Here is a 21,124-nt window from a genome sequence, read left to right as displayed (position 1 = left end):
GCAAGTTAATAAACCCAAAGATGCCTAATGGATCATCGACCGAATCTTCACGTGCCAGCACGTACCATCATCAAGACCCCACGAGCCCCTGCGGCCATTGGTCCTTATAGCCAGGCCATCTTGGTGGGCGACACGCTGTACTGCTCGGGGCAAATCGCTATTGATCCCAAAACGGGGAGTTTGATTACTGAGAGTATTGAGCGCGAAACCGAACAGGTTCTGGAAAACCTGGGGGCCGTGTTGCGGGCCGCAGGAATGGACTACAAGGACGTGGTGCGCTGCACCGTGTACCTGGTCGACATCAACGACTACGCCCAGGTCAACGAGGTGTACGCTCGGTACTTTAATGAGTCTCCACCGGCACGCGAAGCTGTGCAAGTAGCGGCACTGCCGCGCGGTGCCCGCGTTGAGATTTCGTGCATTGCTGTGCGTCAAACGCCTTCGACCTGAACTTGCAGTGTTAGGCGCACTTCGTAGACGTATTGTTCTTGAGGGTTGGGATTGCGGGGCACCAGGCGCAATTTTGCCCCAAAAGAGGGTTGTTGCACAAAGGCTGTGACGTCGATGCCTGTTCGGGGAGAAAGTGCCGCTTCGGTTTCGCTAGGAAAGCCAGTGCGTGAGGCCACCTCGGTATCGTTTACCCCTGAAGCCGTTAGAAGTAAGCGTGCTTCTGTGAGCAAATCGGCCAAGTTGGTTAAAACAGGCTGAATGCGCGTGAGGGTAGCTGCGGTCACAAGGGCACGGGTAACTTCGGTTTTGCGGTACCCCCCTCGCTCGGCAAGTGCCTGCGTTAGGTCTACACTACCCGTAGCCGTAGCCGTGTAGGCTTGGCCATCCTGCAACGCATTGCCGTTCACTTCAAAGCGAAACGACACCTCGATCGGTGGCAGCGTGAGCGTTTCGTTTGCAGCTGCTTCACACCCAGCCAGCACCAGTACCAAGCCTAGCAGCCATAGCCATGGATATGCGCGCAGTCCCATCCCAGGTTAAAGTTGCAATACCGCATGTATAGGGATGTGATCCGGCAGACGCCGACGCCCTTTGAGGGCCATCAGCTCGATCAGAAAGGCACACCCAACGACCTGCCCACCGGCGCGTTCTACCAGCCGGATCGTTGCCTCGGCCGTTCCACCGGTAGCAATCACATCGTCGTGAATGAGCACCCGATCTCCTGGTTCAATCGCATCGACATGCATTTCAATGCTGTCGGTGCCGTATTCAAGCTGATAGCTTTCCGAGAGCGTCTTGTAAGGCAATTTACCTTTCTTGCGCACTGGTACAAAACCAGCATCCAGATGATGGGCCAGCATGCCTCCCAGAATAAAGCCCCGGGACTCAATGCCCACAACCTTGGTGATCACCTGATCTTGAAAGGGGTCCAGCAGGGCTTCAATGGCCAGCCGAAGCAGTTCAGGATGGCCCAGAACAGGCGTAATATCTTTGAACAGTACACCCGGCTCTGGAAAGTCCGGGATCGTACGTACCGCCTGCTTAAGCGTTTCCAGCGTCTTGACGTTATTCATGCGTGTCATCATGTTGCTTAACGCGCCGAAGCGGGGAACGCCAATTCCCGTTCATAGAGTTCCTTAAAGGCCTGCACCGCCCGAAAGATCGCTTGGGCCATCTGTTCTTGGCCTGCTTTACTTTTTAGAAAGGCGGCTTCGCGTGGATTGGTCAAAAAGCCCAGTTCGACGAGGATGGCTGGCATGGAGGCGCTCCAGAGCACATAAAATCCGGCTTGCTTTACGCCGCGATTGACGCGGCCTGTGCGATGGGCAAACTCTTCCTGCACGAGCATAGCTAGCTTTTCGCTCTTGCGCAGGTAGGCACTTTGTGCTAGCGTCATCAGAATCAGCTCCTGCTCGGTAAACGCTTCGTACTGGGAAGGATCACTTTCCAAGCGAACGACGCTGTTTTCACGTTCCATCACGCGGCGGGCCGCTTCGGTTTTATGCAAGCCCAAAAAGTACGTCTCCGCGCCATAGGCCGAACGATCGCCAGGGGCAGCATTGCAGTGGAGCGAAATGAACAGTTTGCCTCCGGCTTCGTTGGCGATGCGCCCTCGCTCGCGCAGTTCTACAAACCGGTCGCTGGTCCGTGTGTAGATCACACGCAAGCCTTGCTGTTGCAAGTAGGCTCCCAGTTTCAGGGCAACCGCTAAGGTAACGTCCTTTTCGCGCACGCCGTTAGCCACAGCACCGGGGTCTTTACCTCCATGACCGGCATCGATCACCACCGTGTCCAGGTGCCAGCGATCGAGGTTTCGCGGCGTTGAGGATTCCGGTTTGAGTGCGACTGTACGGGCAGGCGGTGTGTTTGCTTGCTGTGGGCTAGGGAGCGAAGCTACGTCGGCTACCGGCGCAGACGTGACGGTCAGTCCTAGCAAAATATCTGTTGACAACCGGTCGCGATAGGCAGCAGCTTCTACAGCAAGTCCTTCGGCGAACTGGAAGCGCAGGATCAGGTGGCCGTTTTGAGGCTCAATGGTATAAGAGACGACGGGGCCGGCCGGCGGGTCATGCTGTAAGGAAGGGGCGGGTTCCGTGTAAAACAGTACCAATTGCAGCCGGTGCGCATCCAGCCACTCGGGTTCCTGATAAGCGCTGACGTGGTCGGTCGTGTGAATGCGCACGACATATCCGGTTTGATCGGCACGTGGCGTAAACGATATGCGCGTAACTTGGACTGCAGCCCGCCCCCAGGCCATCTGGCAGCCTAGCAGCATGCACAATCCGAGCACCACCTGTAGTCTTGCGTGTCGCATATGCCCTGGCGTTTGCCCGTAGTGCCTGCCATATAGCAAGCTTCATACCGCCTTTTTAGGAGGCGCAGTTGTGCCAACCGCAAAGGTCCCTGCGCAGAGAAAGGTACAACATGCGTATGCTTTTTGCCAACTCAGGGGCCTTGCAACAGGTCTTGCAGGTATTGCTCGACGATATGCTTCCGGTAGCGGGCACGTTCGTCCAGGCGCTGCCGCAAGCGTTGGATTTGGCGTTCTAGCTGAGCGATTTCAGCCTGTCGGTTTTGCTGTTTACGGTCAAAGGCGGCTTCGAGCTGTCGGCGCAGTTGGGCTATAGCTTGCTGACGCTGCGGCCCTTCAGGAAGTTGCCGGATGCGCGCAGCCTGCGCGCGCAAGTCCTGTTCCCATTCCCATTCCTCCATCAATCGGCGGGCTAGTTCAGCATTGTGCTGATGCATCGTCTGCAGATAGGCCTCCCATTCCAAGCGCGGCAGCTGGCGTGCATATTCTGAAAGCACTGCAGCCTGTTGCTGCAAGACTTCCAGCTGACGCGCTACGTCCATCGACCATGCCGTCTGGTTCTGCGCAAGCTGCTGGTAAAGCGCCTGCGCAGCCTCGCGCAGCGCCTGCGCCTGTGCGACCAAGTGAGCGCGCAACACGTCTAGCGTATCTTGCGCATCGATCGCGGCAGGCCTCTCACTTTTGAGCAGCTTTTCAGGTGCAGGGGTCAACGATACCAATCGATCGCCCTCAATGCGGAAAAATTGACCTTTGATGGCAAAAACTGGGCTAACCTCGCCACTAAACTGCACGTGCAAGGATACGTCGCCCGTTTGCAGCTCTGCAGGCAGCTCCGCTGCAGTCACAGGCCGTCCATCCAGCAATACCTTTCCCTGCTCAATAATGAGCGAACGCACAGGACCAGTTGGCTGGGCCTGCAGTCTTGAACCCATCAATCCTAAGGCGATCCATCCCAGTATCCATGCAATGCCCTTCATGGTAAGCACGTCGTCTAAGGCATACGCCGAGAAGCTGGGAGCAAGCCAGGCGTGGCTTGCCTTGTAGGCCAGGCTTCCAGGGGAAGCGCTGGCTCCCAAGCATCGGGGGCGCTCCGGGCTTCCAAAAGCTGAAGTTGGCGGTAGACTTGTTGTACCGCTTCACGGTCGTCCCATTCCAAGAAAAGCGGTGGCGTTTGGGAAGTTCGCGGTGCTGTCGCGGCTATAGCGGCATGCGGCGTAGCAGGCTGAAGCATTTTAGCCATCGGAAGCTCAACAGCCTGGGGCGTGGTAGCGGCCTGCTCAGCCAGAATTCGTCCCGTACGTGTAGCGGGCACAGGACGGAGGGCATAAGCGAAGAGACCTACCAGTCCCATGGACACCGTCAGGACTATGGCTAAGGTTTTTCGGGTACGCCATGAGGAGTGCCGTGGGCGCGCCGATCGGTCGGCTGCCCGCGCAGCCCGAGCAGCAGCTGCTACAATACGATCAACTACAGCCGGATCTGGACGCGACCGCGGCCGCGCCTCTAGCCATGCCTTCACCTCCTGCCAGACCTGCCACTCGGCTGCTAACTCCGGATCGCTTTCCGGATCAATGCCATTCGGAGGCACTTCACCGTAGAGTCGGCAGAGCAGATGCAGACGCTTTGCCTCCATGGAATCTGGCACATGCTGCGGTGGTAGCCCTGTTTTCATTCCGTGGCCAGTTGTTTTTGCCGTTGCACCATCATTTTGCGCAGGTTAATCAGGGCATAGCGCATACGCCCCAGCGCCGTGTTAATGGAAACACCTGTCAGTTCTGCAATTTCACGGAAGGTCAGTTCTGCTTCTTGCCGCAAAAGCAGCACTTCGCGCTGCTCCGGAGGTAACCGTTCAATACAGTCGGCCAGTAAGGCCTGAAGCTCGGCATTTTCTAGTTCCCGATCGGCTGCTGGGGCTTCATCCGGCAATCGATCCCAAAACGTAGCGCCTTCTTCAAGGTCATTTTCGGCTACATTGTGCCATTTACGGCGACTGCGCAGGTAATCCAGCGCTGCGTTGCGGGCAATGCGCATCACCCAGGCTAACCAGCGCCCTTGCTGGGTGTAGGAAGCCCGCTCCTGCCGGAGCGCTGCCAGCACCCGTAAAAACGTCTCCTGAAACAGGTCATTTGCCACTTCAGGATCGCGTACCCAGCCGAGCAAATAGCCGTAAATACGCTCTTGATGGCGCTCGACCAGTTGTCGAAACGCCTGCGTATCGCCCTGCTCTAGGTAGGCCGCAACAAGTTGGTCGTCGGTAGGATGCATCCGGCAGGTTAGGCTTCCGGAAGGAGGGCTGCGCAGCCATTCCGTATAACGGAGGCGCTGTAGGTTTTATTGCTTAGCCTTCAACAGGTTCACACGAAACCCTACGGGCGGTATGCGGTTAGTGCCTTCGCTTTTGGCATCGTGATCGGACCTTGTAGACTATGGCTGAGCGCACTGCTTCGGCTTCCGCAACGCGGACCAATCGCGTGTTTGGCTTTGAAACACGCATGCTGCATGCAGGGCATATCCCTGATGCTGTTACCGGCTCCCGTGCCGTGCCGATTTATCAGACCACATCCTATGTCTTCGACGACGTGGACTATGCAGCCCAGCTCTTTGAGCTGAAGCAGTACGGCAACATCTATACGCGCATCAACAACCCCACAACGGCCGTTTTCGAAGAGCGCATGGCTTCTCTCGAAAACGGAACGGGTGCTGTAGCCACGGCCAGTGGGATGGCCGCCCAGTTTCTCACCCTCATGACGCTGCTGGAGCCTGGTGACGAGGTGGTGGCTTCGAAGCACCTTTATGGGGGCACAAAAACACAGTTCACCCATACGCTCAAAAAGTTGGGCGTTAGGGTGCACTTTGTTGATCCGACCGACTTCGACGCCTGGGAAGCAGCGATTACGACGCGCACGCGTGCACTCTACGGCGAGACTATTGGCAATCCGCAAGGCAGCGTGCTCGACATCGAGCGTCTGGCTGAACTGGCTCACGCGCACCGTATTCCGCTCATTGTGGACAACACCTTTGCCACACCGTACCTGTGCCGACCCATCGATTGGGGCGCTGACATCGTGGTGCACTCGGCCACCAAGTTCATTGGCGGCCATGGTAATTCAATCGCTGGCGTGGTTGTTGAAGCCGGAACGTTCGACTACAGCCACTTCCCTACGATTGCCGAGCCTTCGCCTTCATACCACGGTTTGCGTTTCTACGACACCTTTGGCCACCATGGCTTTCTGATGAAGCTGCGTGCCGAAACGCTTCGTGACGTAGGCGCTTGCTTATCGCCTTTTAATGCCTTTTTACTCCTTCAAGGCCTAGAGACGCTTTCGCTTCGCATGGAGCGCCACGTTGCTAATGCACGCGCCGTGGCCGAATTCCTGCATGACCATCCCAAGGTAGCCTGGGTAGCGTATGCCGGATTGCCAGACAATCCCTATTACGAGCTGGCCCAGAAATATACGCCTCTAGGTCCTGGTGCGGTCTTCACGTTTGGCATCAAGTACGGCAGCGAAGGCCCAAGGGCTGCTGGCAAAAAGTTTATTGAGTCGCTCCAGCTTTTCTCGCATTTGGCCAACGTGGGTGATGTGCGCAGCCTGGTCATCCATCCAGCCACCACTACGCACCAACAGCTTTCGGATGAAGAACTAGAAGAAGCCGGTATTAGACCGGAAATGATTCGACTATCGATTGGACTAGAAACCCTGGACGACTTGCTATGGGACCTGGATCAGGCCTTGCATGCGATCTGACGCTAAACTCGCTCCTTCCTCCTGAGCTCCGGGAGAAGTACCAAAACCCGAGCGTCATCCGAAAAGTTTTGGCTGAGTCGCGTACGATCGCGATTGTCGGGCTATCGGCCGATCGGCAGAAAGCCAGCCACTTTGTGGCAACCTACCTGCAATATGCCGGCTATCGGATCATTCCCGTGAATCCGCGGGCGGAAGAAATCTTGGGCGAACGGGCTTACCCCGACTTGCGGAGCATTCCGGAGCCTGTCGATGTGGTTGATGTGTTTCGCCCGGCCCATGAATGCCCGCTTTACGCCCGCCAAGCCGTAGAAATCGGTGCCAAAACGCTTTGGCTTCAGCTGCGCATCGTCAGCCTAGAAGCAGCCCAGATTGCTGAAGCGGGTGGCCTCAAGGTCGTTATGGACCGCTGCATCAAGATGGAGCACGGTCGCTATAACGGCAGCATGCACTGGGTGGGGATGAATACCGGCATCATTACGGCCCGTCGCGCGCGCCGCTGGTTTTAAAGCACCTGTTCGAGTGCTTCCTGGAGCGTGCGCACGCCAACGACTTCCAAACGCTCAGGGCGCAGCAGCCCTTTGAGATGGTGTGCTGGGATTAAAGCCTGCTGAAAGCCTAGGCGTGCAGCCTCACGCAAGCGTAGCTCAAGCTGACTTACGCCGCGAATTTCTCCCCCAAGCCCGACCTCGCCAATCAGTACCGTGCCGGTATCGGCTGGAATGTCTCGAAACGACGAAGCAACCGCCACCAGCACGCCGAGATCAGCCGCTGGATCTTCCAAACGCAACCCTCCCGCAACGTTGACAAATACATCATAAGCGGCCAAACGCCACCCTTCCCGCTTCTCGAGTACGGCCAGCAGCATCTGCAGCCGCCGGTAATCAAAACCTGTGGCATTGCGCTGGGGTGTACCATAGGCAGTGGGTGTAACCAGCGCCTGAATTTCCACCAGCACAGGACGCGTACCCTCCAGCGTGCATACCACAGCCGAGCCACTCATGCCATAGCGCCGCTCTGACAGAAACCGTTCGCTAGGGTTGTCGACCGCCTGAAGACCAGTTTCGTGCATTTCAAAGACACCAATTTCGTGCGTTGCGCCAAAACGGTTCTTTACGGCACGCAAGATACGATAGGCATGATGGCGGTCCCCTTCAAAGTAGAGCACGGTATCGACCATGTGCTCCAGCACGCGCGGTCCGGCGATAGCCCCCTCCTTGGTCACATGGCCGACCAAAAACACGGGCACATGCGTTGTTTTGGCGTACCGAAGCAGCAACGCAGCGCTTTCGCGCACTTGGCTCACCGATCCCGGAGCGCTTTCTAGCTCAGGCCGGTAGACCGTTTGAATCGAGTCGACAATGAGCACTTCAGCAGCTGCACGCTGGGCAGCTTCCAAAATGACCTCCAGATTGGTTTCAGCCAAAAGGAGCAAGTTTTCGCCTTCAATGCCCAAGCGCTGAGCACGCAGCCGCACCTGCCGCACCGACTCTTCACCTGTTACGTACAGAAGGCGTCGATCGCGCAAGTAGCGAGCGAGCTCGGTCATCAGTGTACTTTTGCCAATGCCTGGTTCACCCGCCAGCAGAATTAACGACCCCGGCACGATACCCCCTCCTAACACCCGATCGAGCTCAGCTACGCCAGTCGTTAGCCGCAGCTCAGCTTCTAGGGGGACAGCCGACAAAGGCAGCGGCTCAGCCGGCGGACCTTCCGCAGCCGCTCGGCCTAAGCGCGTCTTTAAAGGAGAAGGGCGAACTTCTTCGACCAAAGTGTTCCACCCCCCACACTCTGGGCAGCGTCCCATCCAACGTGGGGCCTCATATCCGCAAACTTGACATACGTATCGACTCGAAGTGCGGGCCATAGGCAGATTGCAAGGAAACCCCTGCTCTGGTGCTTGTGTTACGTTTGCTAAGGCTGTAGCGGCTCTGTCCAAGAGCGTTTTTCGACAGCTACCGACGCGAGTCTGTGTTTAAAGTTGCCGGTATGGCTTCATCAATACCCCGGCCTTTGCGCCCTTTTCATGCCTTGGGTCAGTACACGCTGCTCCTGGTGCAGACCTTCTCGGCCCTAGGCGAGTTTAAAACCTATCGTAAAAATTTGGTGCAGCAAATGGTGCGCATCGGGATCGACTCGATCCCGATTGTGGCTATGGCTGCAGCCTTTTCTGGAGCGGTGATGACGGTGCAAACGGCCTATCAGCTCGTATCGCCGTTTATTCCCAAAACGGTGATTGGTGCGGTCGTTGCCCCTTCCATGATTTTGGAGTTGGCTGCTGTTGTCACGGGCTTTATCTTGGCGGGTCGCGTTGGCGCGCGCATTGCGGCAGAACTAGGAACGATGCGCGTAACCGAACAGATCGATGCCTTAGAGGCCATGGGATTAAATTCGGTCAGTTACCTGATCGCCCCTCGCGTGCTGGCCGGCATGATTATGGTGCCTGTGCTCTACGTTGCGGCAACCTTCATTGGCATTTTAGCAGGCATCATTGTGGCCAACCTGGGAGGCTTTTTGTCAACAGGCGAATTTCTTCAAGGAGCACGGCAGTTTTTTAAACCATTTGATCCAATTTTTGGCGTGATCAAATCGTTTGTGTTTGGCTTTGTGATCACGTCGGTCTCTTGCTATAAAGGCTATTTTACCCAGGGCGGTGCCGAAGGGGTAGGTCGGAGCACTACGCAAGCCGCTGTGCTCAGCTGCGTTTACATTCTGGTTGCTGATCTTGTGCTGGCCATTGTGTTGCTGTAGGTCATGATTCGCGTAGAACACCTCTACAAAAGCTTTGATGACCGCCCCGTGCTGGTAGACGTTTCGCTAGAAATTCAGGACGGTGAGACGATAGCGATCATTGGGCGTTCGGGCTCAGGCAAAAGTGTGCTCATGAAGCACTTGATTGGCCTGCTCAAGCCTGACCGCGGGCGGGTGCTGGTTGACGGGGTCGATATCAATGCGGTCTCCTACAGTGAGCTGCGCCGCATTCGTCGTCAATTTGGCGTGTTGTTTCAAGGCGGCGCCTTATTTGACTCGATGAATGCTTTTGAGAACGTGGCCTTTCCGCTGCGTACGTTTACCAACCTTTCAGAAGAGGACATCCGCCGTCGCGTGCAGGAATGCCTCGAGTTGGTACAGCTTCCAGACGTAGGCGCGAAAATGCCGGATGAGCTCTCGGGTGGCATGAAAAAACGCGTCGCGCTGGCCCGGGCTATTGCCCTAAAGCCGCGCTACATCATCTATGATGAGCCCACAACGGGCCTGGATCCAGAAACCGCGAATGCCATTGATGAGCTAATTTGTGACCTAAATCACCGCCTCAACGTAACGGGCATTGTGGTTACGCACGACATGCACTCTGTACTGTCGATTGCCGACCGTGTGGCTTTTTTATACCAAGGGCGCATGCACTGGATTGGCACGCTCGATGAGCTGCATCGCAGCGATGATCCTATCTTGCTGGCCTTTGTGAAGGCCAGTGAATACCAAATAGGTCAACCTTTATCGCGCACGGCATGAACCCAACGATGACGATCAGCAACGAAATCAAAGTAGGAGTAGCGCTTGTTGTAGCTGCCCTCATCTTGTTTTTCGGCACACGTTTTTTCATGAACTTACCGCTTTTTGAACGCACTGCCAGCTACGAAACGCTACTGCCTGACGCGGGAGGGTTGGTAGACGGCAGCCTGGTGCGTCTCAAAGGGGTGGTGGTTGGGCGCGTCACCGACGTGCGTTTTGATGCTGTGCGCAACATGGCCCGCGTACGCTTTCAAATCCATGGCAGCTTACCCCTCCCCGAGGGTTCCTATACACGCATTGCGGGCTTGGCTGTGTTTGGCAATGTAGAAATGGAAATCGTGCCTGGCCCACCTGGCAATCCCTTGCTTCGTCCGGGCAGTGTGCTTCCCAGCGAAAATGAAAGCGGTTTAAATACCGTGCTCGAAGAGGCGCCAGAGACGCTTGCGCGTCTGAATGCCCTGCTCGACCGTGCCAATACTGTTGCCGAAGCTGCTGCTACGCAGCTTAGCGCACCCGCAAGCGACCTGCGTCAGGCCCTCCTAGCGCTGCGGCAAAGCACGCAAACCTTAGCCGCGCTGCTGGCCCAAGAGCAGCAACACATTGCCCGTACGCTCGAAAACCTTGCGCATGCCTCTACCCAACTGCATGAAGCTGCAGGCCCTGTGGCCGATTCCGTCCGTGAAGCAGCAACCCAGCTGCGGCATCTTCTGCGCCGCCTGGAATATAGTGCCGCCTCGCTCGAGCGTGCAGGGGCTTCCTTAAACCATATGTTGGCGTACATGGCTCAAGGAGAAGGCACGCTCGGACGGCTTGTCTACGACGAAACGCTCTACTTGCGGCTCGATACCACGCTCACCGAGCTCAACGCCATCCTGCGCGATTTCCGTCGCCAGCCTGGCCGCTACTTACGCGAAATGCCCCTTTTAAAAGTGTTCTAATGCCCGTTGCGTAAAAGCCTGGCGTGTTGTTTCTTACTTTAGATTGCATCACGCAAGGCAAATAAACCCATGGGCCTCACACGTCGTCAGGCGTTGCGCACACTGGCAGGTGCCGCAGCCCTAAGCAGTTTTGGCGCGCCAGCCATCCTGGCTAGCAATAGGCGTCCTTCCTGGAAAGGACGCATCAAACACTCGGTGTGCAAGTGGTGCTATCCCAACCTTAGCGTGGAAGAGCTTGCCGCTATCGGTGCACAGATTGGCCTGCAGTCGATTGAGCTTTTAGACCCTCAAGACTGGCCTATAGTTAAAAAGTACGGGCTTACCTGCGCAATGGGCAACGGCCCTTCACGGATTCCCGATGGTTTTAATCGCCGAGAAAATCATGAATGGCTCGTTCCTCAGTTCAAAAAGCGTATCGAAGAAGCAGCTGAAGCGGGCATCCCAAACGTGATTTGCTTTTCTGGCAACCGCAAAGGCATGGACGACGAGGAAGGGTTGGAAAATTGCGTGCTCGGCCTCAAGCAAATCCTCCCCACTGCGGAAAAATACGGGGTGACCATCTGCATGGAGCTGCTCAACAGCAAGATTGACCACCCCGACTACATGTGCGATCACACTGCCTGGGGTGTCCAGCTGGTCAAACGCATCGGTTCGGAGCGTTTTAAGCTGCTCTACGATATCTACCACATGCAAATCATGGAAGGCGACGTTATCCGAACCATCCGGGAAAACATCGACTACATCGCCCACTTCCACACTGCAGGGGTGCCGGGCCGTCACGAAATTGACGATTCGCAGGAGCTCTACTACCCGGCGATTATGCGGGCCATAGCCGATGCAGGTTTTCAGGGTTTTGTGGCCCAGGAGTTTATCCCTACCCGGCCAGACCCGATCGAATCGTTACGCCATGCGATTGCCATTTGTGATGTGTAGGCCATGCCCACCTACGAAGATGCCCTAAAACTTTTTCATGAATGGGTCCAGTCAGAAAACCTCCGGCGCCATGGCTATGCCGTTGAAGCAGCGATGGCGCACTATGCCCGTCATTTTGGCGCAGATGAGATGCTTTGGCGCATGACGGGCCTCCTACACGACTTGGACTACGAACGGCATCCCACGCCCGAAGAACACCCGTATGTGGCCGTCCGTGTGCTGGGCGAGCTCGGTTACCCCGAAGTGATGCTAGAGGCTATTTTAGGCCATGCGGATTATACAGGCACACCACGTCAAACGCTTTTGGCGAAAACGCTTTTTGCTGTCGATGAACTCTCTGGTTTTCTAGTGGCTGTAGCCTACGTGCGCCCTACCCGCTTAGAGGGCCTGACCGTGTCGTCGGTGCGCAAAAAGCTTAAGGACAAAGCGTTTGCAGCAGCTGTTAGCCGTGAAGACATCTATCGAGGTGCTGAGGCCTTGGGCTTGCCGCTTGACGAACACATCGCCCACGTTATTGCCGGCCTGCAAGCCGAGGCCAAACGCCTGGGACTACATCCTGCACGTTAAGAAGCATTAAACACGACAACTGGGCAAGGCGCACTGTTTAAAATACGTTCGACCCGGGGACCAAGAAACAAGCGATCAGAGCCCGGTCGCACATCCGTTCCTAAAAGGATAAGATCTACGCCTTCACGACGGGCTACGTCCACGATGACCGTTTCGACCTCTGCACCGGTTTCGATCAGGCTACGGGCACGCACGCCTCGGGCTACAGCACGCGCAACAAGCTCATCCAAAATCTGACGCCGCACTTCTCGTTCACGCTCAAGTAACGCAGCCTCTAAAAGATTTTCTGGACTTGGACGTTGCATGACGCTTAGGAGAAGCACCTCATGGCTAGGTTCATCGGCCAAAAGGTAAGCAATCTCCGCCGCATGCTGTGAAGCTACAGATCCGTTCGTTGGGACCATTAAGCGCTTTGGAAGCCAGTGCGATGCCTTGTTGCCGCCCTTGACCACAAGGGTTGGACAAGGTGCCAGGCGTACCATCTCGTCGATAATAGGATGAAAAAGCGCACCTTGGCGATCTGCTTCTTCTGTAGCACCCAACACAATGAGGTGATAATCTTTCAAGGCTTCATCTAAAATAGCCTGCACAGGCGCTCGCGCTTCAACCACTTTTTTGGTAACCTCCTTGGCCTTGAGTTCCTTCGCGAGTTGATCTAAAAACGCCATACTTAAGGCGTGTTCGTGACGATCACAAACATTAAAAAGGGTTACAGAAAGCGGTGCATGGCGGTTGAGTTTATCTAACAAATACGTTTTGATGTGATACATAGCGTCTGGCTCATCGCGACGACGCACAGGCACCAACACCCGATGGATCTGCGCAACCACACTGTCTTTGAACAATTCTTCTTGGCGCAGACGTTCTAGCTCTTGAGGCTCGGGTGTAATGCGGCTTAAAGTCCATCGAAGGATAGGAGGGGCCATGAGTGAGGTGACCATCGCCATCAATACGATGATCGAGAACATCTCTTGAGAGAGGATGCCAAGCTGCAGCCCGATCGTAGCCACAATAATTTCCATAGCCCCTCGGGCATTCATGCCGGCACCTAAGCTGAGCGCTGTCCAGGGATCACGTCGCCCCATGAAACGCACGCCCACGTAAGCCCCAACAAATTTGCCGAATGTTGCTACTAAAATCACAAGCAAAGCGATAGCCATAAGCTGGGGCGTAAACAGGTTGAGCACGTGCACTTTCAAGCCAGCCACGGCAAAAAAGATAGGGGCAAAGATGCCCATGGTCATACTCTCCAGCTTGTGGACCACATCATTGGGTAGACGTGGCATTTGCCCAAAAAGAATCCCCATAAAAAATGCCCCCAGCACGGCTTCAAGATTGAGCGCTTGCGTAATGCTTCCCCACACAAAGGTCAACACAATCACCAATGTGAGCAGACGATCACGGCTTCGCACTTCGTCTTGCACAAAGTCCAGCGATCTCTTGACGAGCCACCGCCCAAAAGTAAAGCTAAAAGCGATAAAGAGCGCTACTTTAGCAACTGCCCATAGCACGCTTTCGACAGACACCTGTGCGCCTGCTGCCAGCCCCGCAACAATCGACAGCAAGATCCAACCCATAGCATCGTCCACCATACCTGCAGCGAGAATGGTCTGGCCCACATCCCGCCGCATTAACTTCATATCAATCAGCACCTTTGCAATAACTGGAATAGCCGATATGGACATCGCGGTAGCTAAAAAAAGCGCAAAAATGAGGCGCTGCTCAGTGCGAACAAGCAGGACGTCTGGCAAGTAGTAGCCTAACACAAAACCAGAAATAAAAGGCACTAAAATTCCTCCCAAAGAGGCACCAACAGCTGTTCGTGCTTGACGTCGGATAAGGGCTAGATCGGTTTCTAAGCCTGTAATTAAAAGCAAAAACATTACACCTAACAGCGAAACCACCTCGAGTAGATAACCCTGCACCGGAGTTTGCGGCATTATCCAGCTCCCTAATGCAGGGAATAAGCTGCTAAGCAAGGAGGGCCCAAGCAGAATACCTGCTAAAATTTCACCAACCACAGATGGTTGATTCAGGCGTTGGGCTACTTCTCCCAAACCCCTCGCGGTCAGCAAAAGCACCGCGATCTGGACAAGCAAGAGGAGTACATCATGATGCGCAGCAGCTGTAAAAGTCTCCATACGTCTCTGGATATGTTACGTCCTGAGCAGAATCGACTGCGCTGCTCAGCTTCAATGCATCCCCCAAATGTCTGGAGATGACATTAGGCGATTACGCCGGCCGTAGCGTTTATGTTGCTCCCCTTGCCCAGTCAGCTCAGCGCCCATGGCGCCGCCCACGCTTTTGTGTGTCGATAATCCCATTGCCCAACGTCAGCGCACAAAGCTCGCTTTCAGCCCAAATCGCCAACCGATCGGCCAGTGCGGTATAGAAACAAGCACTTGGGGCGCTGCGGTCATCATCACGCTGCCTCAACCAGCCACCCGAGAGCAACGCCCAAAGCTGCAGTGCATTTGGCTGCGAAAGGAATTTGGCCATACCGATGCAGCTGAAACGACACGTCAGTGAACTGCAAAATAGGCCTTCTTCTTCTCGGCAGGTTTCCTTGGGCTTGACGCTTCACAAAATGATCCTGATCGCTGAAGGCTTCTTATCCATGGGCGTCCTTCTCGGATGGCACTTTCGGCGCAAGCGTGCCGATGCACCGGTTTGGGTTGAGGCGCTCTCAGGTAAAAAGCAGCTTTAAGCTACATGCGAAGGGAAAGCTGCGTCGGGTGGCACAGCCGGGCGCAGCTGCATCATCAGAAAGCGAAAGGCACGGTCAAGCTCCTGAAGCACTTCGGGCTGAATGCGATAGTAAGAGCGCGACCCTTCGGTCTGGAACGTCACAAGCCCCACCTCCCGAAGCGCGCGCAAGTGCTGAGAGATGGTCGCCTGCGCCAGGGGCAACTCTTCGACCAATTCAAAACAAGGCATAGCCCCTCGCTCGGCCAGCAACTTCAGGATGGCAATACGAGCTGGATGTCCTAAGGCACGCATGAGCGCTGCCATGCGCGCTTCAGGGGGTAAAAATCGTTTAGGCTCAGCCCGTGCCATATTGTTTCGTTTTTTAGGACAGCGCAGTCTATGATAACATTTTCACCTCCCTGGAGACAAGCCTTTAGGCCGCACTACGCGCCTGCTCTTGAAACTGCAGCTCATAGAGCCGTCGGTAAAGGCCATCGCGGGCGAGCAGTTCCTGGTGCGTGCCGCATTCGCGTACTTCTCCGCGGTGCAAGACCAGAATTTGATCCGCATGCTGAATGGTGGATAGTCGATGCGCAATAATCAAGGCAGTACGGCCGCGAAGTAATGTTTCCATGGCGCGTTGAATGAGCTGCTCGGTTTCACTATCCACGCTTGAGGTAGCCTCGTCGAGCACCAAGATTTCGGGATCATGCACCAGCGCACGGACAAACGAAAGAAGCTGGCGCTGGCCGTGCGACAGCGTTAGGCCGCGTTCACGCACGTCCTGATCATAACCCGCGGGAAGCTGCTCGATGAACCGATCGGCGCCAATGAGCCGAGCAGCTTCGCGTACTTTTTCCAAAGGAATAGAAGGGTCTCCCAAAGTGATGTTTTCACGCACGGAGCCAGAAAAGAGAAACACGTCTTGCAGGACCAGTCCAATGTGCCGGCGCAGGTCTTGCGAAGCATAGTCGCGCACGTCTCGGCCGTCGATAAGGATTTGGCCGCGCTGTACATCGTAGAAGCGCAGCAGCAAATGGATAATGGTGGTCTTACCGGCACCGGTTGCCCCTACGATGGCTACATGCTGACCAGGCTCAATGCTAAACGACACGTCACGCAACACCCAATTAGGCTCTTGGCCATCTAGAGGCAGCGTATCATAGGTAAACCAGACATTGCGAAAAGCTATGCTACCCCGCAGTCGCTCCACCCGAACTGGTCGTGCTGGTTCAGGCAACGCCGTATCCTGGTCAAGCAGGCCAAAGATGCGCTCGGCACCCGCCATGGCGCTTTGGAGCATGTTGTACTGATCGGAGAGGTTGCGAATAGGCTCAAAGAACTGGCGCACGTACTGAACAAAAGCGATCAGCACACCGAGTGTCAGGGTGCCCTCAAGCGCCCGAAGGCCGCCTACCCAAAGCACCAAGCCCAAGGCTGCATCCGAGACAAGCTGCACCGCCGGCCAGAAAATGGCAAAGTAGAAGACCGTTTTGATCTGGGCCTGTCGGTGCTCGTCGTTAATCTGACTAAAGCGTTGTTTTTCCTCTGCTTCTCTATTGAAGAGCTGAACTATTTTCATCCCGCTGATATGCTCTTGTAAGAAAGCATTCAGCCGGGCAATTTGCCGGCGCGTTTCGCGATACTGTTGGCGCACTTTGCGCCTGAACCATGCCACGGCTCCGATCATGAAGGGCATCACCGAGAGTGTCACCAGGGCTAGTCGCCACTCCAGCATAAACATGAAATAGGCAATAAAGACCAGTCGAAACAGGTCGCCCAGAATGCGTACCACGCCAGCCGAAAGCATGTCGCTGAGCGCCTCAACATCACTGGTTACGCGCGTGATCAAACGTCCAACTGGCGTGTGATCAAAAAAGCGTAGCGACTGCCGCTGGATGTGCCGGTAAACCTGGGTTCGGATATCGAAGATTGCTTTTTGCCCAATCCATTGGGTGAGGTAGTCGTTCACAAACGACAGGACAGCTTCTACAAGCAGCACGCCGACCAAAAGCAGAATGATGCGTTCCAGGCCCTGCCAATCGCCAGCGACAATGTGATGGTCGACGGCCACCTGGACCAGCTTTGGTCGCAAAGGGCCCAAAAAAGCAGCTGCCATGACGGTGCCAAAGGCTAGCGCTACCCAGTGCCGGTAGGGCCACAGGTAGCGGGCCAGCCGCCACAGCAATCTGCGATCGAGGGCTACGTTGTCGCGTGTGCTTTGATCATCCACGGCAAATCTTTCGCGATTGCATACCGCTTGAGTTCTTCGGCGGCCTCGGTTTCGGGGAAAATGCTTCGGGCTTCTTCAACAAGGGGCATTGGATCTTCATAGCGAGCGCTAAAATGCCCTAGAAGCAGTCGGCGTGCGCCAGCCTGCAGCGCGACCTCAGCGGCTTCGCGGGCTGTGCTATGCCCGCGCTCCACAGCCAGTCGGTGCTGCGCCTGGCAAAACGTGGCCTCGTGATAAAGTAGGTCCACGCCTTCTGCTAGACGTATTCCGGCCTCACAGGGTCGCGTATCGGCCACGTAAGCAAAGGTGCGTCCAGGGATGGGGGGTGAAAGCACTGTTTCTGGAGTAATCCACCGCTTGCCCACTTGCACTGGGCGTCCTTCCTTAAGCGCGCGCAGCTGGGCATAGTCGGTCACGCCAAGCGCTGCAGCGCGCGCAGCGTTAAGGCGTCCGGGCCGCGGCTTCTCCTCAAAGCGGTAGCCTATGGTAAACGTTCGATGCTCGAGCGGTCTTGCAATCACCCTATAGTCGGTTGTCTCCAGTACCACCTGCTGCTCAAAGCCTTCACATAGCTCTATGTATTGAATGGGATAGCTTCGCTCGGTAGGCGTAAGTCCTGGAAGTTGGTCTACAGTTTGCGCAAGGCCTTGGGGTCCCACCACGACGAGCGGTTGCTTTCGGTTAATCATGCTGAGCGTGGCAAGGAGCCCAAACAGCCCATAAAAATGGTCGCCATGAAAATGGGTGATCAGTACAGCTTCTAGGCGGGAGGGTTTTAGGCCAGCAGCCATGAGCCGGTACTGCGTGCCTTCGCCGCAATCAAACAGCAGCAGGCGTCCAGCGCGCTCGAGCGCAACCGACGACAATGCGCGCGTGCGTGTTGGGATGGCCGAAGCTGTACCTAAAGGAATGATAAACAGCTCCACAACCGACCTCTACAAGTGTTTGAGTTCTTCTTCTAGCAGCTGCTGGCGATACAGCTGGGCGTACAGGCCGTCTTGGCGCAGCAGCTCGGCGTGCGTGCCGCGCTCGACAACGCGGCCTTCATCAAGCACCAGAATCAAATCGGCTTCCTGAACGGCCGAAATGCGGTGACTGACGATGATGATTGTACGCTTCCCATAGTGCCGCCGAAGCTGCGCGAGAATCCGACGTTCCGTCTCTGTATCCACAGCGGAGAGTGCATCGTCGAGAATTAAAATGCGGGGGCGTCGAATGAGCGCTCGGGCCATAGCCGTGCGCTGCTTCTGCCCACCAGAGAGCGTTATCCCCCGCTCACCGACGAAGGTTTCAAATCCCCGTGGAAAGCGCTGCACGTTCTCTAGCAAATCGGCCTCATGGGCAGCCTCCTCGATGCGCGTAGGATCCGCCTCGAGTTCACCGAAAGCGATGTTAGCTGCAATGGTATCGCTAAAAAGAAACACATCCTGGGGTGCATACCCAATCGAGCGACGCAGCACCTCAAGTGGAATGCGCCGCACGTCGTGGCCGTCAATCATCACCACGCCTTGCGTTGGCTCGATCAAGCGCGGGATGAGCTCCACCAGCGTTGTCTTACCGGCACCGGTCCGCCCTACAATACCTAACACGCTGCCTGCAGGCACCTCAAAGCTGATGTCTTGAAGCACCCAAGGACCGCTCGTTTCATAGCGGAAGTACACGTGATGAAAAGCAACGCGGCCTTCCAAATGTCGGATTTTGGGGTCAGTCCATGCCGGATCGTCTCGAATCTCAGGTACCGTATCGAAAATCTCGCTCAGGCGCGCCATAGAGGCCGAAGCCCGCTGGATCATCGAAAGCACAAAGCCCACAGAGGCTACCGGCCACGTCATCAGAGCCACATAGATAATAAATTCAGCAATGTTGCCAATCGTTATGGTGCCGGCCATAACGAGCTGTCCCCCTTTCCAAACCACCAGGATCGTCGAAAGGCCGGTGAGCAGCAAAAAAATGGGCGACCAGAAAGCATCAACACGGGCCAGTTCAAGCATGCGACGCCGGTAAGTTTCGCTTTCTGCCTCAAACGCCCGCGCCTCAGCTGCTTCACGCACGTACGCTTTAAGCACCCGAATGCCGCTGAACGCTTCCTGGACGCGGCTGGTTAAGCGCGCATATTGCGCCTGCAAAGCATCGCTGCGTTCATGCACCAAGCGTGCCACCCAGAAGACCCCCACGGCCAGCAGTGGCATAGGCAAAAGGGTATAGAGCGTCAGCTCAGGCGAAATTAAAATCATAGCTGTAATGGCCGTGACCATGAGCACCAGGGCTCGCGCGGCGTACATGACCGCCGGTCCTACGTAGCGCCGCACTTGTTCGATGTCGCTTGTAGCCCGCGTGAGCACATCTCCGGTAGAAAATTTCCGGTAAAAACTAGGGGGAAGTTGCTGCAAATGCTCGTAGAGCGCATTGCGCAGATCGTATTCCACATGGCGTGAAGCAACCACCAGCGTCTGCCGCATCAAAAACGTAAACAGTCCGCTAAGCAGGCTAAGCCCTAAAATGACCACACCATAGAAAAGCAGTCCAGCAAGCACATAGCCGTAGATCAAAGGCTGTGCCGAGGTACCAGCAACCGCCTGATAATAGGCGACAAAACGGGGAATGCTATCGACGGCTTGCCGCACCACACTTGGGGCCAAAATGGCAAACAAAGCCGAAGCGATAGCGCACAAGAGACCGGGACCAAACAGACGCCGGTATTTCCAAAAATACCAATTCAGCCGGGCAAGCGTCCCCATACGCAAAATCAATCCACAGCGCAACGGGTCTCGAACGCTTTTCCCGTCCGAGCTGATCCACAGCTTTTATAATGCCCCGCGCCGGCGCAAATCGCGAACGACCACAAGGACGTAGAGCACGAAGGCACTGAGCAAAAGCGGTACACCTAGAAAAAGATGCCTATCCCTACACTCCAGGCTGTAAAGCCCCGCAGGAGAAACGCCAGCAAACAGACTAAGCCAGTAATAGCTAGTACAATAGCAGCGCTCAGCAACCGATCTGTTTTTGTTTCAATAGTCATGGCTATTTTACTGTCGCTTGGCGCAACAAACCTGAGGAAAGCAACGGGAAGCGTTCGAGGGGTGTTGGGTGCGGTGGGCCATGGCAACTGGTGCATGCCACACGATCGCTCCGCAAATCGGTAAGGAGCGCACCATGGGCAGGCACGCCTTGAAAAGCGCTTGTACCGTCATGGCACGCCAAACAGCTCACATTAGGAAAGGCGCCTGCATACCGAATAGGCTCATTCCAGCTTCGGGTCACGTACAACAACCAGTGCCGAAATCCGTCTCGCTTAGCAGCCAGCGTGCCGTGCAACCCATAGGTCGTATGACAGGCGTAGCACTGCTTTTCTGGAATCCACTTGTTGCGAAAGTGCCGCGCGGCCAGCGTAGCACTATGAGGATCCTGCATATCTTCTACAAAAGGCGCCATCACATGGCACGTATTGCACGAAGCAACAGTCTTGGTCTCCTCAAACATAAATTCCACAGCGCCCATTAGGGCTAGGGCGGGTAAGGCAAACAGCCCCAAAAGCATTGCCCAGTGATAGAAAGCCCGTGGCAGCCGGTTGCGTAGTACCCAATGATTGAGGACTAGCCATCCGATACCCAACACCGCGGCGAAAATACCCATCCAGCGGAATAGCTCAGCTGCGGCAATTCCTGGCGATTGCCCTTGGGCCCAGGCCCCTTCAGGCCATCCTAGCACCATCAGCAGCCAAGCGAATAGCAGGCGTTTCATCATCATT

At 55.7% G+C, this 21,124-nt stretch carries 24 protein-coding genes; 9 read left to right on the top strand and 15 right to left on the bottom strand.

Translation table 11 applies throughout. The features are described from left to right. Window positions 1-27 precede the first annotated feature (27 nt). Window positions 28-450, top strand: a complete 423-nt coding sequence (locus J8E65_RS08490) for a RidA family protein (protein WP_237181792.1) — start codon at window positions 28-30, stop codon at window positions 448-450. Here the strand turns inward: J8E65_RS08490 and J8E65_RS08485 are convergent. The 6 genes from J8E65_RS08485 to J8E65_RS08460 all read right to left on the bottom strand — a co-directional run bounded on the left by J8E65_RS08485 (window position 432) and on the right by J8E65_RS08460 (window position 5,026). Then, window positions 432-980: a hypothetical protein gene (locus J8E65_RS08485; RefSeq protein ID WP_210375318.1), complete on the bottom strand. Its 549-nt coding sequence runs from the start codon at window positions 978-980 to the stop codon at window positions 432-434. The two genes, J8E65_RS08490 and J8E65_RS08485, sit on opposite strands and share 19 nt — an antisense overlap. Before the next feature lie 6 nt (window positions 981-986). Next, the gene (locus J8E65_RS08480; protein WP_272491920.1) at window positions 987-1,535 is read right to left on the bottom strand and encodes an adenine phosphoribosyltransferase; all 549 of its coding nucleotides are present in this window, start codon (window positions 1,533-1,535) and stop codon (window positions 987-989) included. 5 nt (window positions 1,536-1,540) lie between these two features. Beyond that, complete coding sequence (locus J8E65_RS08475) at window positions 1,541-2,764, bottom strand: N-acetylmuramoyl-L-alanine amidase family protein (RefSeq protein WP_210375317.1); 1,224 nt, start codon at window positions 2,762-2,764, stop codon at window positions 1,541-1,543. 131 nt (window positions 2,765-2,895) lie between these two features. Next, on the bottom strand, window positions 2,896-3,738 hold the full coding sequence (locus tag J8E65_RS08470; protein WP_237181791.1) for a hypothetical protein: 843 nt from the start codon (window positions 3,736-3,738) through the stop codon (window positions 2,896-2,898). A 14-nt stretch (window positions 3,739-3,752) separates the two neighbouring features. Then, window positions 3,753-4,433: a hypothetical protein gene (locus J8E65_RS08465; RefSeq protein ID WP_210375316.1), complete on the bottom strand. Its 681-nt coding sequence runs from the start codon at window positions 4,431-4,433 to the stop codon at window positions 3,753-3,755. Further along, the gene (locus J8E65_RS08460) at window positions 4,430-5,026 is read right to left on the bottom strand and encodes an RNA polymerase sigma factor (protein ID WP_210375315.1); all 597 of its coding nucleotides are present in this window, start codon (window positions 5,024-5,026) and stop codon (window positions 4,430-4,432) included. Before J8E65_RS08460 ends, J8E65_RS08465 begins: the two co-directional genes overlap by 4 nt. A 161-nt stretch (window positions 5,027-5,187) precedes the next feature. Between J8E65_RS08460 and J8E65_RS08455 the strand changes: the two genes are divergently transcribed. Both J8E65_RS08455 and J8E65_RS08450 read left to right on the top strand, forming a co-directional pair. Further along, on the top strand, window positions 5,188-6,507 hold the full coding sequence (locus tag J8E65_RS08455; protein WP_210375314.1) for an O-acetylhomoserine aminocarboxypropyltransferase/cysteine synthase family protein: 1,320 nt from the start codon (window positions 5,188-5,190) through the stop codon (window positions 6,505-6,507). Then, window positions 6,474-7,013: a CoA-binding protein gene (locus tag J8E65_RS08450; protein ID WP_210375313.1), complete on the top strand. Its 540-nt coding sequence runs from the start codon at window positions 6,474-6,476 to the stop codon at window positions 7,011-7,013. Before J8E65_RS08455 ends, J8E65_RS08450 begins: the two co-directional genes overlap by 34 nt. Here the strand turns inward: J8E65_RS08450 and radA are convergent. Beyond that, a complete protein-coding gene (gene radA / locus J8E65_RS08445) occupies window positions 7,010-8,371 on the bottom strand; it encodes a DNA repair protein RadA (RefSeq protein WP_210375312.1) in 1,362 nt (453 codons plus the stop codon). The genes J8E65_RS08450 and radA overlap by 4 nt on opposite strands. Window positions 8,372-8,493: 122 nt before the next feature. Between radA and J8E65_RS08440 the strand changes: the two genes are divergently transcribed. The 5 genes from J8E65_RS08440 to J8E65_RS08420 all read left to right on the top strand — a co-directional run bounded on the left by J8E65_RS08440 (window position 8,494) and on the right by J8E65_RS08420 (window position 12,455). Next, window positions 8,494-9,255, top strand: coding sequence for an MlaE family ABC transporter permease (locus J8E65_RS08440; protein ID WP_210375311.1), 762 nt, complete (start codon window positions 8,494-8,496; stop codon window positions 9,253-9,255). 3 nt (window positions 9,256-9,258) lie between these two features. Further along, on the top strand, window positions 9,259-10,017 hold the full coding sequence (locus tag J8E65_RS08435; protein WP_210375310.1) for an ABC transporter ATP-binding protein: 759 nt from the start codon (window positions 9,259-9,261) through the stop codon (window positions 10,015-10,017). Further along, the gene (locus J8E65_RS08430; protein ID WP_210375309.1) at window positions 10,014-10,955 is read left to right on the top strand and encodes an MlaD family protein; all 942 of its coding nucleotides are present in this window, start codon (window positions 10,014-10,016) and stop codon (window positions 10,953-10,955) included. Before J8E65_RS08435 ends, J8E65_RS08430 begins: the two co-directional genes overlap by 4 nt. A 69-nt stretch (window positions 10,956-11,024) precedes the next feature. Then, on the top strand, window positions 11,025-11,888 hold the full coding sequence (locus tag J8E65_RS08425; RefSeq protein WP_210375308.1) for a hydroxypyruvate isomerase family protein: 864 nt from the start codon (window positions 11,025-11,027) through the stop codon (window positions 11,886-11,888). 3 nt (window positions 11,889-11,891) lie between these two features. Beyond that, window positions 11,892-12,455, top strand: a complete 564-nt coding sequence (locus tag J8E65_RS08420; RefSeq protein WP_210375307.1) for an HD domain-containing protein — start codon at window positions 11,892-11,894, stop codon at window positions 12,453-12,455. Here the strand turns inward: J8E65_RS08420 and J8E65_RS08415 are convergent. Both J8E65_RS08415 and J8E65_RS08410 read right to left on the bottom strand, forming a co-directional pair. Then, a complete protein-coding gene (locus J8E65_RS08415; RefSeq protein WP_210375306.1) occupies window positions 12,452-14,596 on the bottom strand; it encodes a cation:proton antiporter domain-containing protein in 2,145 nt (714 codons plus the stop codon). The genes J8E65_RS08420 and J8E65_RS08415 overlap by 4 nt on opposite strands. 136 nt (window positions 14,597-14,732) lie before the next feature. Continuing rightward, on the bottom strand, window positions 14,733-14,954 hold the full coding sequence (locus J8E65_RS08410; RefSeq protein ID WP_210375305.1) for a hypothetical protein: 222 nt from the start codon (window positions 14,952-14,954) through the stop codon (window positions 14,733-14,735). A 4-nt stretch (window positions 14,955-14,958) separates the two neighbouring features. On the opposite strand from J8E65_RS08410, the gene J8E65_RS08405 reads away from it, so the two are divergent. Continuing rightward, window positions 14,959-15,162 carry a hypothetical protein gene (locus J8E65_RS08405; RefSeq protein WP_210375304.1) on the top strand — a complete coding sequence of 68 codons (204 nt, stop codon included), beginning with the start codon at window positions 14,959-14,961 and terminating at the stop codon, window positions 15,160-15,162. Here the strand turns inward: J8E65_RS08405 and J8E65_RS08400 are convergent. The 6 genes from J8E65_RS08400 to J8E65_RS08375 form a co-directional block, all read right to left on the bottom strand. Further along, on the bottom strand, window positions 15,159-15,512 hold the full coding sequence (locus J8E65_RS08400; RefSeq protein WP_210375303.1) for an ArsR/SmtB family transcription factor: 354 nt from the start codon (window positions 15,510-15,512) through the stop codon (window positions 15,159-15,161). The genes J8E65_RS08405 and J8E65_RS08400 overlap by 4 nt on opposite strands. 64 nt (window positions 15,513-15,576) lie before the next feature. Continuing rightward, window positions 15,577-17,376, bottom strand: coding sequence for an ABC transporter ATP-binding protein (locus J8E65_RS08395; protein ID WP_210375302.1), 1,800 nt, complete (start codon window positions 17,374-17,376; stop codon window positions 15,577-15,579). Further along, window positions 17,346-18,302, bottom strand: coding sequence for a ribonuclease Z (locus J8E65_RS08390; protein WP_210375301.1), 957 nt, complete (start codon window positions 18,300-18,302; stop codon window positions 17,346-17,348). Before J8E65_RS08390 ends, J8E65_RS08395 begins: the two co-directional genes overlap by 31 nt. Window positions 18,303-18,311: 9 nt before the next feature. Beyond that, window positions 18,312-20,114: an ABC transporter ATP-binding protein gene (locus J8E65_RS08385; RefSeq protein WP_210375300.1), complete on the bottom strand. Its 1,803-nt coding sequence runs from the start codon at window positions 20,112-20,114 to the stop codon at window positions 18,312-18,314. Between the two features lie 146 nt (window positions 20,115-20,260). Continuing rightward, window positions 20,261-20,395, bottom strand: a complete 135-nt coding sequence (locus J8E65_RS12550; protein ID WP_262896827.1) for a hypothetical protein — start codon at window positions 20,393-20,395, stop codon at window positions 20,261-20,263. Between the two features lie 2 nt (window positions 20,396-20,397). Beyond that, window positions 20,398-21,123 carry a hypothetical protein gene (locus J8E65_RS08375; protein WP_237181789.1) on the bottom strand — a complete coding sequence of 242 codons (726 nt, stop codon included), beginning with the start codon at window positions 21,121-21,123 and terminating at the stop codon, window positions 20,398-20,400. Window position 21,124 lies beyond the last annotated feature (1 nt).

The sequence above is a fragment of the Rhodothermus bifroesti genome, assembly GCF_017908595.1.
Lineage (GTDB): Bacteria > Bacteroidota > Rhodothermia > Rhodothermales > Rhodothermaceae > Rhodothermus > Rhodothermus bifroesti.
This window is presented reverse-complemented; position numbering and strand designations above follow the sequence as displayed.

What these genes read in the sequence shown, in the direction of transcription:
- J8E65_RS08490 (WP_237181792.1), top strand. Translation starts at nt 28, where the DNA reads ATGGATCATCGACCGAATCTTCACGTGCCAGCACGTACCATCATCAAG.
- J8E65_RS08485 (WP_210375318.1), bottom strand. Translation starts at nt 980, where the DNA reads ATGGGACTGCGCGCATATCCATGGCTATGGCTGCTAGGCTTGGTACTG.
- J8E65_RS08480 (WP_272491920.1), bottom strand. Translation starts at nt 1,535, where the DNA reads ATGATGACACGCATGAATAACGTCAAGACGCTGGAAACGCTTAAGCAG.
- J8E65_RS08475 (WP_210375317.1), bottom strand. Translation starts at nt 2,764, where the DNA reads ATGCGACACGCAAGACTACAGGTGGTGCTCGGATTGTGCATGCTGCTA.
- J8E65_RS08470 (WP_237181791.1), bottom strand. Translation starts at nt 3,738, where the DNA reads ATGAAGGGCATTGCATGGATACTGGGATGGATCGCCTTAGGATTGATG.
- J8E65_RS08465 (WP_210375316.1), bottom strand. Translation starts at nt 4,433, where the DNA reads ATGAAAACAGGGCTACCACCGCAGCATGTGCCAGATTCCATGGAGGCA.
- J8E65_RS08460 (WP_210375315.1), bottom strand. Translation starts at nt 5,026, where the DNA reads ATGCATCCTACCGACGACCAACTTGTTGCGGCCTACCTAGAGCAGGGC.
- J8E65_RS08455 (WP_210375314.1), top strand. Translation starts at nt 5,188, where the DNA reads ATGGCTGAGCGCACTGCTTCGGCTTCCGCAACGCGGACCAATCGCGTG.
- J8E65_RS08450 (WP_210375313.1), top strand. Translation starts at nt 6,474, where the DNA reads ATGGGACCTGGATCAGGCCTTGCATGCGATCTGACGCTAAACTCGCTC.
- radA (WP_210375312.1), bottom strand. Translation starts at nt 8,371, where the DNA reads ATGGCCCGCACTTCGAGTCGATACGTATGTCAAGTTTGCGGATATGAG.
- J8E65_RS08440 (WP_210375311.1), top strand. Translation starts at nt 8,494, where the DNA reads ATGGCTTCATCAATACCCCGGCCTTTGCGCCCTTTTCATGCCTTGGGT.
- J8E65_RS08435 (WP_210375310.1), top strand. Translation starts at nt 9,259, where the DNA reads ATGATTCGCGTAGAACACCTCTACAAAAGCTTTGATGACCGCCCCGTG.
- J8E65_RS08430 (WP_210375309.1), top strand. Translation starts at nt 10,014, where the DNA reads ATGAACCCAACGATGACGATCAGCAACGAAATCAAAGTAGGAGTAGCG.
- J8E65_RS08425 (WP_210375308.1), top strand. Translation starts at nt 11,025, where the DNA reads ATGGGCCTCACACGTCGTCAGGCGTTGCGCACACTGGCAGGTGCCGCA.
- J8E65_RS08420 (WP_210375307.1), top strand. Translation starts at nt 11,892, where the DNA reads ATGCCCACCTACGAAGATGCCCTAAAACTTTTTCATGAATGGGTCCAG.
- J8E65_RS08415 (WP_210375306.1), bottom strand. Translation starts at nt 14,596, where the DNA reads ATGGAGACTTTTACAGCTGCTGCGCATCATGATGTACTCCTCTTGCTT.
- J8E65_RS08410 (WP_210375305.1), bottom strand. Translation starts at nt 14,954, where the DNA reads ATGGCCAAATTCCTTTCGCAGCCAAATGCACTGCAGCTTTGGGCGTTG.
- J8E65_RS08405 (WP_210375304.1), top strand. Translation starts at nt 14,959, where the DNA reads ATGCAGCTGAAACGACACGTCAGTGAACTGCAAAATAGGCCTTCTTCT.
- J8E65_RS08400 (WP_210375303.1), bottom strand. Translation starts at nt 15,512, where the DNA reads ATGGCACGGGCTGAGCCTAAACGATTTTTACCCCCTGAAGCGCGCATG.
- J8E65_RS08385 (WP_210375300.1), bottom strand. Translation starts at nt 20,114, where the DNA reads ATGGGGACGCTTGCCCGGCTGAATTGGTATTTTTGGAAATACCGGCGT.
- J8E65_RS12550 (WP_262896827.1), bottom strand. Translation starts at nt 20,395, where the DNA reads ATGACTATTGAAACAAAAACAGATCGGTTGCTGAGCGCTGCTATTGTA.
- J8E65_RS08375 (WP_237181789.1), bottom strand. Translation starts at nt 21,123, where the DNA reads ATGATGATGAAACGCCTGCTATTCGCTTGGCTGCTGATGGTGCTAGGA.